Below are 15,759 nucleotides of genomic sequence, written 5' to 3'. Positions count from 1 at the left end.
AAACAGTGCGATCTGTGAACTGATTGTCAATGTCGGCAGGGGCGCAGAAGACGGATGACGCCTTGACAACTCCATGTCTCCGTTTGTTTTTCTCACATTTGGTATATTCATGACTGCACATCGTTCGCCAAGTACGATGTCGATCGGCTCTTAATTTCCGCCACCCCCTCCGCCGTATTGAAGGCGTCCAAGGGCGCGAAAATCGTGTGGCGGCCCGCTTCCGATGGACTGTCGAGGCTCGACGCGGTGCCTCCGGCATGATTGCATTTTCCGCCGCCATGGTTTCCTGCACGTCACCCAACATGAACAAATTTTAACGAAGACATTAACAATCGGATAACGCACCGCACCGAAACTGCCGCGCGTGTGAGTACATCTCTCGCTTTCAATGTCCTTGAAACAAGAAATGGCAGGAAACTATGTTTGCTAGAAAATTCGCCCCCGCTCTGGTCTTCGTCGCATTCGGCGCCGGTATTGCGCATGCGGAAGTGCCCGTCCGTATCGATCAGTTCGATCATTGGGGCGCGTATTCTTATAAATCCGGCAATAGCGTCAGTTGCTACGTGCTGTCGAAACCGGTTGCGCAGCAACCCGCCAATGTCGACCACGGCGACAACTTTTTCATAGTCTCGCGCCTATCGCCCGGGGACAAATTGGTTCCCGAAGCCGCAATGGGCTATGATCTGAAAGACGGCGGACAAATGACGGCTGCCGTGGGCGACAAGACGTTTCCGATGTTCACGAAAGACCGGCACGGCTGGGTGAGGGATGAAACTCAGGAGCCTTCCATGGTCGGTGCCATGAAGGGCAGCGCGCAATTGGAGCTGCAGGCAACGTCCAAACGCGGCACCGCCACGCGCTATTCCTACTCACTATCAGGCATTACGGCCGCGTTGAAACGAATAGAAACGTGCGAATGATGCTGCCGGCGTCCAAGGTGCGGGCGGAACTCCCATTGCCAGGAGTTGTATAGCGGGAAAGACCCGACGGCGTCTTCCTGTTCGCATGGGAAGACGCCAAACGGGCGGCAAAGCCAATATCTCTTGTGAAATCAAAAATCCTGATATAAATGATATCCATTGATGGGGTGTTCAGGATTCGATGCAGCGCGGCTTTCTGACAATTTATGCGGGCGAGAACGCCGCGGTCTTCAGGGCACTTTCAGCGCCGGCCCGTGTTGAGATGCTGAAGCTGCTCTGCGCCAAAGGCTCGATGAACGTCAACGAGATCGCGCGGGAACTCGATCTGCCGCAATCCACCGTCGCAACGGCGATCATGATTCTGGAGGAGGCCGGTCTTGTCGAGACCAAGGCCGCGAAAGCGCGCAAGGGTTACCAGAAGATCTGCACTGCGCTTTACGACGAAATCCTGCTGAGCTTCGAGGATCAGGCTTTCAAGCACGACGAGGACGTGATTGAGGTCGCCATGCCGATCGGCCTTTATACGAGCTGCGAGACGCATGCGCCTTGTGGCCTTTGTTCGACCGAAGGCGTGATCGGTCTCCTCGACGTTCCCGATTATTTCCTCGATCCACAGCGCATGCAGGCCGGTCTTCTGTGGTTCGGCCGCGGCCATGTCGAATATAAATTCCCGAACAATGCCAAGATCTTGAACCGGAATGTCAATGCCATCGAATTCTCGATGGAACTGTCGTCCGAAGTGCCAGGCACCAATCCGGACTGGCCGTCCGACATCACCATCTGGATCAATGGCGTCGCTGTCGGCACATGGACGTCACCTGGCGACTACGGCGATAAGCGCGGGGCTTTCACACCGGGTTGGTGGAAGCTGGAAGGCTCTCAGTACGGTAAGCTCAAGACCTGGCGAATCTCGAAGAAAGGCACGTTCATCGACGGCGTTGCCGCTTCCGATGTGACCATCGACGATCTCGCCATTAGCCAGCATTCTTCGATCCGGTTGCGCATCGGCATTGCCGACGACGCCCGCAATACGGGCGGCGTCAATATTTTCGGTCGCGGCTTCGGCAATTATGGCCGCGATATTCTGATGCGCGTCGATCTGGCATAGGTCTGTATCATAAATTTTGATATATAGCATATGATCGAGATAAATTTCCAATAAGTCGTATTTTTAATAAGTTTTTGTTTTTGCGCGTTTTTTATTATCAATAGATCATTGCCCTCGCGATTTTCAGGCTATTTTCCACGGCGGGAGCGTTGACGGCCTTCCAAAAGTATATCAAGATCAAGGTATAAGAACGAAATATGTGATATATATGGGAGGTAGGCCGTGAAGGCGCATGTAATCGTCCACCGAGACTTCCGGATTGCCGATATTGACGATCGGCTCTACAGCTCATTTTTGGAGCATCTGGGTAGGGCGATCTATGGCGGTATCTACGAGCCGGGCCATCCGACTGCCGATGAGCACGGATTTCGCCGGGATGTCATCGAACTGGTCCGCGAGCTGAATTCACCCTATTGCCGCTACCCCGGCGGCAATTTCGTTTCCGCCTATAATTGGGAAGATGGCGTCGGGCCACGGTCAGAGCGCCCGGTGCGTCTCGACCTTGCCTGGCGGACGCGCGAGAGCAACCAGATCGGCGTCAACGAATTCGTCGATTGGTGCAAGAAAGCCAATACCAAGCCGATGCTGGCCGTCAATCTGGGTTCACGCGGCCTCGACGATGCCCGAAATTTCCTCGAATATTGCAATCATCCCGGCGGCACCTATTGGTCGGACCTGCGGCGCAAGCATGGTTGGGCTGATCCTCACGGCGTCAAGCTTTGGTGCCTTGGTAACGAGATGGATGGCCCATGGCAAGTCGGCCACAAGTCGGCTTTTGAATACGGCCGTCTCGCTGATGAAACCGCAAAGGCCATGCGCGGCTTCGACAAATCGCTCGAACTGGTGGTCTGCGGCTCGTCGAATTCCGACATGAAGACCTATCCCGATTGGGAGGCTCAGGTTCTGGACCAGTGCTACGACAGCGCCGATCATATCTCGCTGCACATGTATTTCGCCAATCGCGAAAAGAACACGCTCAACTATCTGGCCAAGGCCGAGAAGCTCGACCGCTACATCGTCACCATCAGCGGCGTCATCGACTATATCAAGGCGAAGAAGCGGTCCAAGAAGACGGTCGGCATCTCCTTCGATGAATGGAATGTCTGGTACCATTCCAACCAGCAGGACAAGGAGATTCTTGCCCGCGATGAATGGCCGGATGCGCCGCATCTTCTGGAGGATGTCTATAATTTCGAAGACGTGCTGCAGGTCGGCGGCATCCTCAATACATTCATTCGCCGCTCCGATCGCGTGCGGATTGCCTGCATAGCGCAGCTCGTCAACGTCATCGCGCCGATCATGACGGAAGACGGCGGCCCGGCCTGGCGGCAGACCATCTATTACCCACTCTATTTCGCTTCGAAATATGGTCGCGGTTATGCGCTGCGTCTCGTCACCGATGGCCCGACCTATGACAGCGACGAAGCTGACGATGTGCCCTATCTCGACGTATCGGCCGTTCATGACGACCTTGGCAAAATGGTCACCCTGTTTGTCGTCAACCGTCATCCGGATAGCTCACTCGATCTCGACACCCGTCTCGAAGGATTTCCCGAAGCCCGCGTCGTCGAGCAGCATGAGATGGCGCACGGCGATCTGCAGGCGGCCAACACGGCAAGGCAACCAAACGCTGTCGTACCGACAAATACGAGCGACGCGAAAGTGGAAGACGGTCGCCTTCGCGCCACGCTGAAGCCATTGTCCTACACGGTAATCCGGCTGTCGGTATGACGGCCGGCGGGCGCTGATCGCGAGGAGGCGGTCCAGTTGGCCTTGAAGGCATAAGGGGAAGAAAGAGCGACCCGCCCGACACCTGTTCGGGCGCGCCGACAATCGACAACAAAGGGAGGAGATCATGCAGCAGTGGAAGAAGCTTGCTTTCGGCGTCGCACTGGCCACGTTCGGCTTTATCGCGACGGTCCAGGCTCAAGACTATACCGCCTTGCCACGCAAGGAGACTTTGATCGTCGAAAACCCCGAGGGGACGATCAAGAATCCTGGCTGGTTCAATATCTGGGTCAATGGCGGCGGCGGCGTTTCGACCGGCCTTCAGCAGCTGACTATGGATACGCTCTGGTACATCGATCCGGAAAAGGGCCTGGGCGGTTCGGCCTGGGACAATTCGCTGGCTGCGGACAAGCCGCAATATAATGACGACTTCACCCAGATGACGGTGAAACTGCGCAAAGGCATCTACTGGAGCGACGGCGTCGAATTTACCGCCGACGATGTGGTCTACACCGTCAAGACGCAGATCGACCATCCCGGCATGAACTGGAGCGCCGCTTTCTCGGTGCAGGTCGCCAGCGTCGAAGCACGGGACCCCTATACCGTCGTCTTCAAGCTGAAGAAGCCGAATTCGCGCTTTCACGCCATCTTCACCGTTCGCTGGAACGGTGCGTGGATCATGCCTAAGCATGTCTTCGAGAAGGTCGCCGATCCCGTTCGCTATGATAATGCCAATCCCGTCTCGCTCGGCGCCTACAAGCTGAAGGCCTACGATCCGCAGGGCAAATGGTACACTTGGGAGAAGCGCGACGACTGGCAGCGCACCTCGCTTGCCCGCTTTGGCGAGCCGGCTCCGAAATATGTGAGCTATGTCGATCCCGGCCCGCCGGATAAGCGCACCATCGCGCAGCTCGAGCATAATCTGGATATCATTCACGACAACACGCCGGAAGGCATGTTCACGCTGAAGGAAAAGTCGAAGACGGTCGACAGCTGGTTCCCTGGCTTCCCCTTCGCTCATCCGGATCCGACGCTGCCTGCAGTGATCTTCAACAATCAGGACCCGTTGTTCCAAAATCCCGATGTGCGCTGGGCATTGGCACTGCTGATCGATATCAAGGCCGTCGATATGGCGAGCTACCGCGGCGCGGCAACGCTTTCCGCGCTCGGTGTTCCGCCGACGGCAATCGCCATGACTGACTATCAGGCGCCGATGCAGGATTGGCTTAAGAATTTCGAGATCGACACCGGCAAGCGCAAGATAAAGCCCTATGATCCGACGATCGGCCAGCAGATCGCCGATATCCTACGCAAGCAGCCGAAATTTAAAGATCAGATCCCGACCGATCCGGCCGCCATCAGCGCTGCCTTTGGCTATGGCTGGTGGAAGCCCGATCCGCAGGCCGCCGCGGAACTGCTGGAAAAAGCCGGATTCAAGAAGGTGGGCGGCAAATGGATGACGCCTGATGGCCAGCCATTCAAGATCCGCTTGACGGTTGAGGGTGACACGCGTTCTGTCTTTACCCGCGCCGGTACCCTGATCGCCCAGCAATGGGCAGCCTTCGGGATCGACTCAAAGGCTGCGCCGACCACCAATCTCTGGCAGGTGGGATTGCAGCCCGGCAGCTACCAGGTTGCGATCGCCTGGAGCGTCGAGACCTGGGGCGGCGATCCCGACCTGTCCTTCTTCCTCGACAGCTGGCATTCCGAGTTCGTCGCCAAGAAGGGTGAGAATCAGGCGCCGCGCAACTGGCAGCGCTGGTCCAATCCCGAGCTCGACAAGATCATCGAGAACATCCGTCGCATCAGCGCCGATGATCCGAAGGGCATCGAACTCGGCAAGGACTATCTGAAGCTGGTCGCCCGTGAAATGCCGACCATTCCTCTGATGTCCTACAACGTCTTCACGTCGATGGACACGACGTACTGGAAGGGTTACCCGACGATAGCGGATCCCTACACCGACCCGGTTCCCAATTGGGCGAACTCGCGGTTGATGATGGTGAAGCTCAAGCCGGCGCAGCCTTAATTCTCCCAAACCTGACGTGGCAGATGCGCCGCGTCGGGCACCTGTCGCCGGGCGCGAAACGGGTCCGGCGATCTTTTCGATAAGAGATGAAGTGCGAGCAGTAAGGAAAACGACGGCATGACGTCCTATCCAGTTTTTGTGTTGAAACGATTTGGCCAATTTCTGCTCGTCGTCTTCCTCGGCATATCAGCGACTTTCTTCATTACGCATCTGACACCGATCGACCCGGTCGAGGAAAGCATCGGCGCCATTCAGCAGATGGGCCAATCCGATCCCCGTGCCGTTGAGCTGATGCGCGAGTCCCTGCGGGAACTCTACGGTGTCGGAGGCTCGATCTGGCAGCAATATCTGCATTTCTGGGGACGCCTTGCGACAGGCGATCTCGGGCCGTCGCTTTCGGCATTTCCCACGCTGGTTTCCGCCATTATTGCAAGGGCGCTGCCCTGGACGATCGGCCTGATGACCGTTTCCACGATGATCACATTCGTGCTCGGCAACATAATCGGCGCGCTGGCGGGCTATTACCGCAAGAGCACGGTGCTAAAAGCCGTGAGCCTCGTTTTCATCGCCATGCAGCCAATACCCTATTATATTCTGGCCTTCGTGCTGATCATCCTCTTCGGCTATATCTGGCCGATCCTGCCGATCAACGGCGGTTATGAGATGAACACCAATCTGCAGCTATCTTTTGCGCTGGTGCTCGATATTTTGCGCCACTCCCTCCTGCCGGCGCTGTCCCTGATCCTTGTCGGGACAGGCGGCTGGCTCATCGGCATGCGGGCGCTCGTCTCCAATATCATCACCGAGGATTATGTCGTTTTCGCCGAGCTTGGCGGCGTGCCGAAGCGCAGGATCCTGCGCTCCTACATCGCCCGCAACGCCATGGTGCCGCAGTTCACCGGCCTTGCCATGTCGCTTGGCGCCGTCTTCAACGGCACCGTCATCACTGAAATCGTCTTCGGCTATCCCGGCATCGGCAATCTTCTGATTTCAGCGGTGCATGCCGGCGACTACAGCCTTGTCCTGGGGCTCAGCGCGTTGTCGATCGTCGGCGTCGCCGCGGCCGTATTCATCATCGATATATTGGGTCCGCTGATCGACCCGCGCATCAAGGTGGAGTAGGCCATGCTGACGATCGTTCGCGACCTCGCTCGCCAGAATGCCGAATTCCTTTGCGGTCTGCTGCTGTTTGCCGTCATCGTCGGAATGGTGATCCTGTCCTATTTCTCGCCCTACGGTCCTTCCGATCTTTATCTGCTGCCGCCCGACATGCCGCCGGATGGACAATACTGGCTGGGCACGACATCGCGTGGCCAGGATGTCTTCTGGCAACTGTCCGTCGCGCTCCGCAACACGCTTTATTTCGGCATCGGCGTTGCCTTTCTGTCTCGCATCATCTCGCTGGTCGTGGGGCTGGTGGCCGGCTATGCCGGCGGCACCGTCGATCGCGTGCTGATGGCGATCAATGACAGCATCATGGTCGTTCCGCAGTTTCCGCTGCTGATTCTGTTCTATTTCGTGCTCAAGGATGAAATGACGTGGACGGTGCTGATCGTCGTCATGGCGTCGCTCGGCTGGTCCTATGACGCGCGCCTGATCCGCTCGGTTGCGATCAGCCTGAAGACGCGGCCCTTCACCACGCAGAGCATCTATTCCGGCATGAGCATGCGCAAGATTCTCGTCGAGGAGCATCTGCCCTATGTGCTGCCGATCGTCTTCGCCACGACGATGAACAATATGATCTGGTCGATCGGCATGGAGATCACGCTTTCGGTGCTCGGCTTCACGGACATCGAAACGCCGACCATGGGCATGATGATCTACTGGGCGAATGCGCATTCGGCGCTGATTGCCGGCACATGGTGGTGGGTTGCGGCCCCCGTAGCTGCCATCGTCGTGCTGTTCATGGCGCTCTTCCTGCTGTCGATGTCGATGAATGAATACAATGACCCGCGCAGTCGTTTGAACCGGATGGGAGGCTAGGCATGGAGGCTGTCGTTGAGGTCAATAACCTCAAGGCCTATTACCGGGCCTTCCTCTATGGCATCGATCGCGAGGTGCGCGCGGTTGACGATATCAGCCTGTCGATCGGTCGTGGCGAGATCTACGGGGTTGCGGGTGAATCGAGTAGCGGCAAAACGACGCTGATCAAGACGATTGCGGGTGCGATCCGGCCGCCGCTTCGCGTCGTATCCGGTGCCGTCAAATTTCACTTCAACGGCGGAACGCAGGATATTTATGCCATGACGCCGGAGCAGCGAGCTTCGCTTCGCTGGCGGCATCTGTCCTATATTATGCAGGGCTCGATGAATGTGCTCAATCCTGTCAGGCGCATCCGTCACTCGTTCACCGATTTCGCCTTCCGGCACATGAAAGCCGATCGTACCACCTTCTTCGACCGGGTGGGCAATCATCTCCAAAGGCTGAAGCTTGACGCCCATCTCCTCGATGCCTATCCGCATGAATTGTCCGGGGGCATGCGCCAGCGCATGACGATCGCGCTCGCCACCATCCTGACGCCGGAATTCATCATCGCCGACGAGCCGACGACGGCGCTCGATGTCATCGTCCAGCGCGATGTCCTGCAGATGATCCGCGAGATACAGCGCGAGATGGGTTCGTCCTTCCTGTTCGTCACGCATGACATGGGCGTTCACGCCGCGGTTTCCGATCGTATCGGCATTGTCTATGCCGGGCGGCTGGTGGAGGAGGCGCCGACGCGCAAGCTTTTCCAGCTGCCGCTGCATCCCTATACGCAGCATCTGGTCGCAAGCCTGCCACGGATCGGCGATGTCTCGACGCGTCCTTCGCTTGAAGGGCGGCCGCCCAATCTCGCCATGCCGCCGGAAGGATGCCGTTTCCATCCGCGCTGTCCGAAGCGCATGGATATCTGCAGCCGCGAAGTGCCGCCCATGGTGACGGTCGAACCGGATCGGCGCGTTGCCTGCTTTGCGGTGACGGGAGGAGGGCGATGAGCGATCTTCTTTCACTCTCGCATGTCAGCAAGGTGTACCGGCAGGGCGGCATGCTCAGCCGTCGCCAGACAACCGCGGTGCAGGATGTCAGCCTGACATTGGGAGAGGAGCCGGAAATCCTGTCCATCGTCGGCGAATCGGGTTCGGGCAAATCCACCATTGCTTCGATGATCCTCGGCCAGACGGCACCGACATCGGGCAGCCTGAACTTTCGCGGCAAACCCGTCACCATTCATGGAAGATCCGAGCGCCGCGCCTTTATGCGCGAAGTTCAACCCATCCTTCAAAACCCGTTCGAAGCCTTCAATCCGCTGAAGAGGGTCGACCGATATCTCTTTGAGACAGCAAGGAATTTTGCCCCGTCTGGCGCGCGGCCGAACCGAGCCGATGTCGAGCGCATGGCCGACGAGGCGCTTGCTCATATCGGCTTGACGCTTGCTGAAGTAAAGGGACGATTTCCGCATGAGCTGTCGGGCGGCCAGCTGCAGCGAACCGCCATCGCCCGGGCGCTCATACCGCAACCGCGCTTGCTGGTGGCCGACGAGCCCGTCTCGATGGTCGACGCTTCTCTTAGAATGGCGATCGTCAATCTGTTCGGCCAGCTGAAGAAGGAGCTTGGGCTCTCGATCATCTACATCACCCATGATCTCGCAACCGCCTATTACATCAGCGATCGCATCATCATTATGAAGAAGGGCGAGATCGTCGAGCAGGGCGGTGCGCGCACCGTCCTCGACAATCCGCAGCATCCCTATTCGCGGGCTTTGAAGGAAGCAGTTCTTTCCACAACGCCGGAGATGGAGCCGGCAGCGCTCGGCTGACCCTTGTTTTCAGCGCGAGATCCGCGTCGAAAGGATGATGGACGACAGGGTGCGTTCGACACCGTCGATCATGCCGATCTCGTCGATCAGCTGGTCCAACTCTGAAATCGAGGGTGCAGCGATAATGGCGATCAGATCGAACGTGCCGCTGACGGAATGAAGCGTCGTAACCTCCGGGATCGCACCCAGCGACGCCGTCACCGCGGACAAGGCTTTCGGCGCGATCGTGATCAGTACATGCGCTCGAATGAGACCGGAAAGATAGGTCTCCGACAGCCGCACGCCATAGCCTGAAATCACGCCTTCTCGCTCTAGCCGTTCGAGCCTCGCCTGAACGGTGGTGCGCGACAGCGACAGCTTTTTGGCGAGCGTCGCCACCGGCATGCGGGCATTCTGGCCGAGCAAGGCGATCAATTCGCGGTCCTTATCCGTAACCTGCATGGCGCTTCCTGCATTTTGCAAAATTGCTTCGTCGTTTTGTATGAATTCATACAACGAAATGCATTTTTCGTCGCTATGAATCGTTCAACTCCCGTCTACACTTATAAAAATCTTATCAATGAAATGCAGGGGAGTCATATGAAAGACATAGTGGTCATCGGTGCAGGCAAGATCGGTGGGGCGATCGCTCTGATGCTGGCTGAAACGGGCGATTACAGCGTCGTTGTCGCCGACCGCAGCCAGGAGCAGCTGGACAAGATCGACCGCCATCCCGCGATTTCCACGGCTGCCGTCGACATCGCCGACCGCGCCGGGCTCGTTGCCGTGCTGAAGGGCAAGTTTGCCGTATTGTCGGCTGCACCGTTCCATCTCACAGGTTTCGTCGCGGAAGCCGCGCTCGAAGCCGGCGTCCACTATCTCGATCTCACCGAAGACGTCGCGACGACGAAGAAGGTGGAAGAGTTGGCTCAGGGCGCGAACACTGCCTTCATCCCGCAATGCGGCCTGGCACCGGGTTTCATCTCGATCGTCGCCAATGATTTGACCAAACATTTCGATAGCCTCGACAGTGTGCGCATGCGGGTCGGCGCGCTGCCGCAATATCCGTCCAATGCCCTGAACTACAATCTGACCTGGAGCACGGACGGCCTCATCAACGAATATATCGAGCCATGCGAGGCGATCGTCGAAGGCAAGCTCGTCACCGTGCCGGCCATGGAAGAGCGCGAGGAATTCTCGCTCGACGGCGTCACCTATGAGGCCTTCAACACGTCAGGCGGCCTTGGAACCTTGGCTAAGACGCTCTCTGGCCGCGTGCGCACGATGAACTACCGGACCATCCGCTATCCCGGCCACCAGGCCATCATCAAGGCGCTGCTTAACGACCTGAACCTCAAGAACCGCCGCGACGTGTTGAAGGATCTCTTCGAAAACGCGCTGCCCGCCACCATGCAGGATGTGGTTGTCGTCTTCGTCACCGTTTGCGGCTGGCGCGAAGGCCGTTACATGCAGGAGACTTATGCCAACAAGGTCTATGCAGGCATCGTTGCGGGGAAGAAGATGAGCGCCATCCAGATCACCACCGCCGCCGGCATCACCACCGTGCTCGATCTGCTGGCGCAGGGTAAGCTGCCCGCCAAGGGCTTCGTCTGCCAGGAAGAAATCGATTTCAACGACTTCCTCGCCAATCGCTTCGGGCAAGTTTACAGTGTTGAAACGATCAGGATGAGAGAAGCCGTGTAAGCGGCTATTCCTCTTGTTATTTTTCAGATGCGGCGCCTTCGGGCGCCACATGTGTTTTAGCCGTTGGAAATTTGCCTTATGGAGGCTAACCAATCAGCCGATCGAGGATCTCCACCGGATGCGGGATGGTTTGGCGATCGATCTTGGCGATTTGCGAGCGGCAGGAGAAGCCGGTCGCCGTGACCACGGTTTGATGACCGTTCTCGGCGACCTTGTCCTGCCAGCTCATCGCGTAGAGCTTCTCAGAAATGGCGCGATTGCGCACCTCGTGACCGAAAGTGCCGGCCATGCCGCAGCAGCCGACATCGGCCATGTCGAGCTTGATTCCTAGCTTGTCGAACAGCAGGGACCATTGCTTGATGGCGGCCGGAGCATTCGTCCGTTCCGTGCAATGCGCAAGCAGTGTGAAGCGCTCTTGCGGCGAAGTCTGGGCTGGCGGCAGTCGGTCGAGATTGGCCACGAGCCATTCCTGAAGGAGCAGTACCGGCGCCTGCAGCCGGGCGGAGGGCAGGGCGGCATATTCGCTGCGATAGGTCAGCGTCATCGACGGATCGATGCCGACCAGCGGGATGCCCATTTGCGAGATGCGATCGAGATAATCACGGGATTTCATCGCCGCCTCTTCGAAACGCCTGAGATAGCCATGCACATGCAGGGCCTTGCCGTTCAGCTGCGAGGCGGCGAGCCAGGGTTTGACGCCCATTTTCAATGCGAGCTTGAGCGTGGCGATGACAACAGCCGGGTCGAAGTAGGTGGAAAACGCATCGGCAATGATGACGACCGCGTGCGCCCGCTCTTCCGCTGAGAGCTGCGCCAGATGTTCGGGCGTGGCGATCCGTACGCCGAGACGAGCGGCTTCCCGTTCGAGCGACATCGCGGCCATGGCCGGAAGCGCGGTGAGGCCGGCAAGCCGCATCAAGGCCTGGCCGGCGCGGGAGCCGGTCAGCAAATTGTAGGCCGGCTTGAAGCGCGCCATCAGCGGCAGGGTAGTTTCGATGGCGGCGACGATCGGATCTTTTAACGGCCTGACATAGCGGCCGTAATAGAGCTCCAGGAATTTCGATCGGAAGGCCGGCACGCTGACCTTGACGGGACATTGGCCGGCGCAGGCCTTGCAGGCGAGACAGGTATCCATCGCCGCCCGCACCTCATGCGAAAAGTCGCCTCGATTGGCCGGATTGAGCGAGTTGACCGTCCGCCGCAAGAGATTGCCGAAAGGGTTGGTGCGGCGCAGCACTTCTGTCTCGTGCCGCGGATCGACCTGCCGTTCGGCAAGTAGACGCAGCCATTCGCGCATCAGCGCCGCGCGGCCCTTCGGCGAATAGCGCCGGTCGCCCGTCGCTTTAAAGGAGGGGCACATCGGGCTCGCCGCGTCGAAATCGAAACAGGCGCCATTGCCGTTGCAATAGGCTGCATTGTCGAAGGCGGCGCGGATATCGTTGCCGATGATACGATCGAAGTCACCGCGCAGTGATACTTTATCGATCGTCAGCAGCGGGCGCGACGAGGCCGAGGCGATCTTGCCGGGGTTGAGGCGATCGTCCGGGTCGAAGGCGCGCTTGATCTCCTGCAGGCTGGGATAAAGGTCGCCGAAGTAATCAGGCACATATTCCGAGCGCACGCCTTTGCCATGCTCGCCCCAGAGCACGCCGCCATATTTGCGTGTGAGGGCAACGACGCCGTCGCTGATCTTGCGGACGAGCGGCTGATGGTCTGATCGGGTGAGATCAAGTGCCGGGCGAACATGCAGCACGCCGGCATCGACATGGCCGAACATGCCGTAATCCAACCCCTCGGCATCAAGAAGCGCCCGGAATTCAGTGATATAGGTGGCCAGATGCTCGGGCGGAACGGCGGTGTCCTCGACGAAGGGCACTGGCCGCACAGGCCCGTCGACGTTGCCGAGCAGGCCGACGGCGCGCTTGCGCATCGACCAGATGGCCTCGATCTCGGCCTTTTCGCGGGCGAGCGTATAGCCCTTGTGGCGCGCGGAAGAGCGGTCATTGAGGGCGGCAGCGACCTCGGCTAGCTTGCGCTCCAGCTCCTCATGGTGGTCGGCCAGCACCTCGACGATATTGATGCCGTTGGCGGAGCCGGATGCATCCTCGGGGAAGAAGCGGGCGATGCCGGTCCAGACGATATCGCCCTTTGCCAGGCCAAGTACTTTCTCGTCGACTGTCTCCACCGAGGCGACCTTCAGCGCCACCAGCCGCCGCGCATCCTCGAGCGCCGTGTTGAAATCATCATAGCGGATGTTGATGAGGGCCGATTGCGCCGGGATCGGCAGAACATTGAGTTCGGCCTCGGCGATCATGGCAAGCGTGCCTTCCGAGCCGCACAATACCGCGTTGAGATCAAAGCGGCCATCGTCGCGCCTGATATGGGCGAGATCGTAGCCGGTCATGTAGCGGTTGAGCTTCGGAAAGGTCGCCGCGATCAGCGCGCTTTTGTCTCTGGCGATCGCATCGACGATCCTGTGAATTTCTCCGATCCGGTCGTCACGTGCCCTGATCTCCCCCAGTTCGGCATCGTCCAGAGGGCGCGACCACCAGTCGCCGCCATCGGAGAGCACGATGCGAAGGCCGAGAACGTGGTTGCTGGTCTTGCCGTAAAGGCATGAGCCCTGGCCACAGGCATCGGTGGAGATCATGCCGCCGATGGTGGCGCGGTTGGAGGTGGAAAGCTCGGGTGCGAAGAATAGCCCGTACGGTTTCAGCGCCTTGTTGAGCTGATCCTTGACGACACCGGCCTCGACCCGGGCAATCCTTCGAACCGGATCGATCTCCAGGATCCGGTTCATATGCCTGGAGCAATCGACGACGATACCTGAGGTCAGCGATTGCCCGTTTGTCCCGGTTCCGCCGCCGCGTGGCGCGATGGCAAGCTCGGAAAAGGCGGGCTCTGATATGGCTGCGGCGATGACCTTCAGGTCGGTAGCGCCGCGCGGATAGAGGATTGCCGCCGGCTTGACCTGATAGATGGAATTGTCGGTCGAGGTGACCGTCCGAGCGCCCTCATCCGTTTCCACGTCACCGCGAAAACCGAGAGCAGCCAGCCGGTGCCCGAGGGCGCCGATCTGCTGCTTGAGGCTGTCTTTCGCCGAAACGAGGCGTGGGAGCATGGTGCGAAGGCTTCCGGCGTTCTGTCCGATGACTAGAGCATCTCCGCTTTTTAAACAGAATTACGGAAATGCTCTATCTCTTTGTTTTCACGCAATTCCGGGTGTACAGCCGCTTTGCCGCTTCTGCCGGAATTGCTTCAGCGCCTGAGAGCCGCGCAGGCCCTTTCGATACGATCGAGGGCTTCGACGAGATCGGCTTCCGATGTCGCATAGGAAATGCGGAAATAGGGCGACAATCCGAAGGCCGAGCCAGGCACGACGGCGACATGCGCTTCATCGAGCAGATAGGCGCAGAAGTCCGCATCCGTCCCAATAGATTTTCCGGATGTCGTTGTCGTTCCGAGTATGCCGGCGCAGCCCGAGAATGTGTAGAAGGCGCCTTCCGGCACCAGGCAATCCAGACCCTCAATGGCGTTGAGCCGGCCGACGACCAGATCACGCCGACGCTGGAAGCTTGCCTTGCGGCCCTCAAGAAAGTCCTGCGGGCCATTGAGTGCGGCAACGGCTGCCGCCTGGCTGACGGAGGAAGGGCAGGATGTCGCCTGGCTCTGGATGACGGCCATGGCTTTGATGAGAGCCTTGGGGCCGCCGGCATAGCCGATGCGCCAGCCGGTCATGGCATAGGCCTTGGAAACGCCGTTGACCGTCAGCGTCCGGCTTTTGAGGCTCGGCTCGATGGCGACCGGCGTGGTGAACTCAAAGCCGTCATAGACGATGTGCTCGTATATGTCGTCGACCATCAGCCAGACATGCGGATGGCGCAGCAGCACCTCGATCAGCGGACGATAATCGGCCTCCGAATAGGCAGCACCCGATGGGTTCGACGGCGAGTTGAGCAGCAGCCAGCGCGTCTTCGGCGTGATCGCTTTTTCGAGCTGATCCGCCTGCAGGCGAAAACCGGCCTTGGCATCGCAGGGGATCAGAACGGGCACGCCGCCACAGATCTCGACGATATCGGAATAGGAGGTCCAATAGGGCGTCGGGATGATGACCTCATCGCCCAGATTGATCGATGCCATGAAGGCGTTGAACAGGATCTGCTTCGCGCCCGTCGCCACGGTGATTTCGTCGAGCGCATAGTCGATGCCGTTCTCGCGCTTAAATTTTCCGGCGATCGCCTTCTTCAGCTCCGGCGTGCCGTCAAGCGCGGTATATTTCGTTTCGCCGCGATCAATCGCCGCCTTGGCGGCTTCCTTGACATTGTCAGGCGTGTCGAAATCCGGTTCGCCGGCTCCGAGAATGATGACTGGCAGACCCTCCCGCTTCATCGCATTGGCGCGGGCGCCGATCTGAAGAATGGTGGAGACGCCGATGGAGGCGATCCGCGAAGCGGGCTTAAAGCCCGCCTCCTCGATTTTGGCGGCGATCGTCATG

General features: G+C 58.8%; 12 protein-coding genes. 9 read left to right on the top strand and 3 right to left on the bottom strand.

All coding sequences use genetic code 11. The features are described 5' to 3' along the window. Nucleotides 1-419 precede the first annotated feature (419 nt). The 8 genes from HGP16_RS12270 to HGP16_RS12235 all read left to right on the top strand — a co-directional run bounded on the left by HGP16_RS12270 (nucleotide 420) and on the right by HGP16_RS12235 (nucleotide 9,581). Nucleotides 420-920 carry an invasion associated locus B family protein gene (locus HGP16_RS12270; protein WP_168840281.1) on the top strand — a complete coding sequence of 167 codons (501 nt, stop codon included), beginning with the start codon at nucleotides 420-422 and terminating at the stop codon, nucleotides 918-920. A gap of 181 nt (nucleotides 921-1,101) precedes the next feature. Then, nucleotides 1,102-2,028: an ArsR/SmtB family transcription factor gene (locus tag HGP16_RS12265; RefSeq protein ID WP_168840280.1), complete on the top strand. Its 927-nt coding sequence runs from the start codon at nucleotides 1,102-1,104 to the stop codon at nucleotides 2,026-2,028. 222 nt (nucleotides 2,029-2,250) lie between these two features. Further along, complete coding sequence (locus tag HGP16_RS12260) at nucleotides 2,251-3,759, top strand: alpha-N-arabinofuranosidase (protein WP_168840279.1); 1,509 nt, start codon at nucleotides 2,251-2,253, stop codon at nucleotides 3,757-3,759. A 124-nt stretch (nucleotides 3,760-3,883) separates the two neighbouring features. Then, nucleotides 3,884-5,785: an ABC transporter substrate-binding protein gene (locus HGP16_RS12255; protein WP_168840278.1), complete on the top strand. Its 1,902-nt coding sequence runs from the start codon at nucleotides 3,884-3,886 to the stop codon at nucleotides 5,783-5,785. A 117-nt stretch (nucleotides 5,786-5,902) separates the two neighbouring features. Then, nucleotides 5,903-6,907 carry an ABC transporter permease gene (locus HGP16_RS12250; RefSeq protein ID WP_168840277.1) on the top strand — a complete coding sequence of 335 codons (1,005 nt, stop codon included), beginning with the start codon at nucleotides 5,903-5,905 and terminating at the stop codon, nucleotides 6,905-6,907. A gap of 3 nt (nucleotides 6,908-6,910) precedes the next feature. After that, the gene (locus HGP16_RS12245; RefSeq protein WP_168840276.1) at nucleotides 6,911-7,768 is read left to right on the top strand and encodes an ABC transporter permease; all 858 of its coding nucleotides are present in this window, start codon (nucleotides 6,911-6,913) and stop codon (nucleotides 7,766-7,768) included. A gap of 2 nt (nucleotides 7,769-7,770) precedes the next feature. Beyond that, a complete protein-coding gene (locus tag HGP16_RS12240) occupies nucleotides 7,771-8,760 on the top strand; it encodes an ABC transporter ATP-binding protein (protein WP_168840275.1) in 990 nt (329 codons plus the stop codon). Then, the gene (locus tag HGP16_RS12235) at nucleotides 8,757-9,581 is read left to right on the top strand and encodes an ABC transporter ATP-binding protein (RefSeq protein ID WP_168840274.1); all 825 of its coding nucleotides are present in this window, start codon (nucleotides 8,757-8,759) and stop codon (nucleotides 9,579-9,581) included. The genes HGP16_RS12240 and HGP16_RS12235 overlap by 4 nt, the downstream gene beginning before the upstream one ends. 9 nt (nucleotides 9,582-9,590) lie before the next feature. On the opposite strand, the gene HGP16_RS12230 is transcribed toward HGP16_RS12235, so the two are convergent. Continuing rightward, nucleotides 9,591-10,022: an Lrp/AsnC family transcriptional regulator gene (locus tag HGP16_RS12230; RefSeq protein WP_168840273.1), complete on the bottom strand. Its 432-nt coding sequence runs from the start codon at nucleotides 10,020-10,022 to the stop codon at nucleotides 9,591-9,593. 138 nt (nucleotides 10,023-10,160) lie between these two features. On the opposite strand from HGP16_RS12230, the gene HGP16_RS12225 reads away from it, so the two are divergent. Continuing rightward, nucleotides 10,161-11,264 (top strand): saccharopine dehydrogenase family protein, encoded by a 1,104-nt coding sequence (locus tag HGP16_RS12225; RefSeq protein WP_168840272.1) that lies wholly within the window; start codon nucleotides 10,161-10,163, stop codon nucleotides 11,262-11,264. Between the two features lie 85 nt (nucleotides 11,265-11,349). Here HGP16_RS12225 and HGP16_RS12220 read toward each other — a convergent pair whose 3' ends face one another. Together HGP16_RS12220 and HGP16_RS12215 are read right to left on the bottom strand one after the other, a co-directional pair. Beyond that, complete coding sequence (locus HGP16_RS12220) at nucleotides 11,350-14,385, bottom strand: FAD-binding and (Fe-S)-binding domain-containing protein (RefSeq protein WP_168840271.1); 3,036 nt, start codon at nucleotides 14,383-14,385, stop codon at nucleotides 11,350-11,352. A gap of 137 nt (nucleotides 14,386-14,522) precedes the next feature. After that, the gene (locus HGP16_RS12215; RefSeq protein WP_168840270.1) at nucleotides 14,523-15,758 is read right to left on the bottom strand and encodes a pyridoxal phosphate-dependent aminotransferase; all 1,236 of its coding nucleotides are present in this window, start codon (nucleotides 15,756-15,758) and stop codon (nucleotides 14,523-14,525) included. Nucleotide 15,759: the final 1 nt, after the last annotated feature.

Source organism: Rhizobium sp. P40RR-XXII (assembly GCF_012641405.1).
Lineage (GTDB): Bacteria > Pseudomonadota > Alphaproteobacteria > Rhizobiales > Rhizobiaceae > Rhizobium.
Note: the sequence above shows the minus strand (reverse complement) of the source record. Positions and strands in the feature narration are given on the sequence as shown.

Bases quoted from the DNA above. Each gene is read 5' to 3' on its own strand.
- HGP16_RS12270 (WP_168840281.1), top strand. From the start codon at position 420: ATGTTTGCTAGAAAATTCGCCCCCGCTCTGGTCTTCGTCGCATTCGGC.
- HGP16_RS12265 (WP_168840280.1), top strand. From the start codon at position 1,102: ATGCAGCGCGGCTTTCTGACAATTTATGCGGGCGAGAACGCCGCGGTC.
- HGP16_RS12255 (WP_168840278.1), top strand. From the start codon at position 3,884: ATGCAGCAGTGGAAGAAGCTTGCTTTCGGCGTCGCACTGGCCACGTTC.
- HGP16_RS12250 (WP_168840277.1), top strand. From the start codon at position 5,903: ATGACGTCCTATCCAGTTTTTGTGTTGAAACGATTTGGCCAATTTCTG.
- HGP16_RS12245 (WP_168840276.1), top strand. From the start codon at position 6,911: ATGCTGACGATCGTTCGCGACCTCGCTCGCCAGAATGCCGAATTCCTT.
- HGP16_RS12240 (WP_168840275.1), top strand. From the start codon at position 7,771: ATGGAGGCTGTCGTTGAGGTCAATAACCTCAAGGCCTATTACCGGGCC.
- HGP16_RS12235 (WP_168840274.1), top strand. From the start codon at position 8,757: ATGAGCGATCTTCTTTCACTCTCGCATGTCAGCAAGGTGTACCGGCAG.
- HGP16_RS12230 (WP_168840273.1), bottom strand. From the start codon at position 10,022: ATGCAGGTTACGGATAAGGACCGCGAATTGATCGCCTTGCTCGGCCAG.
- HGP16_RS12225 (WP_168840272.1), top strand. From the start codon at position 10,161: ATGAAAGACATAGTGGTCATCGGTGCAGGCAAGATCGGTGGGGCGATC.
- HGP16_RS12220 (WP_168840271.1), bottom strand. From the start codon at position 14,385: ATGCTCCCACGCCTCGTTTCGGCGAAAGACAGCCTCAAGCAGCAGATC.
- HGP16_RS12215 (WP_168840270.1), bottom strand. From the start codon at position 15,758: ATGACGATCGCCGCCAAAATCGAGGAGGCGGGCTTTAAGCCCGCTTCG.